Source organism: Vibrio sp. YT-19(2023) (assembly GCF_033337395.1).
The window spans coordinates 1-677 of sequence record NZ_JAWOQN010000547.1 but is presented as its reverse complement, the minus strand read 5'-3'; the positions used below and the strand labels follow the sequence as shown (position 1 = coordinate 677).

Genomic DNA, 677 nt, shown 5'->3' with positions numbered 1-677 from the left:
ATCAATATTCTTCTCGCAGAGCTAGGGGATTCACTCAACCTTGTGCGTGTTAAAGAGTTTGAGCATCAAATGTGGTCGCTCTGTTTCAGCGAAGATAACGCTATCGATGTGCAATTTGTGCAAGAGAAGAACGAGGTGCTTGTCTCAAAAAGTCTAGTGGTAGAGAAAGATATTCTCACCGCCGACAAGCTCCAAGTGCTGCTGGAATACAACTTTTTGTATCGCGAAACGGGCGGAGTGCAGTTTTGCATCAACCCAACCACCAAAGATATTCTGCTTCAAATCGCCATCACGGCAGACACCGAGATCAGCCAATTAGCCAACGTGATCAGTCAGTTGAATGAGTTGAGTGACACTTGGGTGCAACTGTTCCAAAACAACACGGTTGTCGATTTTAGCCAACAAACTGGCTCACACCCGTTTATTCAAGTTTAAGGTTTTTTACATGGTTAATATCAATACGTCACACATGCAGTCATTGAGCCAGCTGACGTCACATTTGGCGACACAGAATCAAGCGGACGATAAAGAGATTCGAGCACACAACGGCAAAGACATTTTCGTCAAAGAAGGTGCGCCAAAAAACAAAAGCGTGAGCGCTCGTATTAGCCATCAGAACAAAGCGAAAGACATCGTGGTGAATCTGCTCACCAAGCAGGGCATTCCAAAAGATGTGG

Annotated in this window: 1 protein-coding gene and 1 pseudogene; both read left to right on the top strand. The window is 45.2% G+C overall.

Annotation, left to right across the window (positions count from 1 at the left end; translation table 11 throughout):
• Positions 1–435 (top strand): type III secretion system chaperone (locus R7E78_RS27040; RefSeq protein ID WP_318058734.1); only part of this gene is annotated, 435 nt, incomplete at its 5' end.
• 10 nt (positions 436–445) lie between these two features.
• Positions 446–677 (top strand): annotated as a pseudogene (locus R7E78_RS27035) (hypothetical protein); the annotation flags it as partial.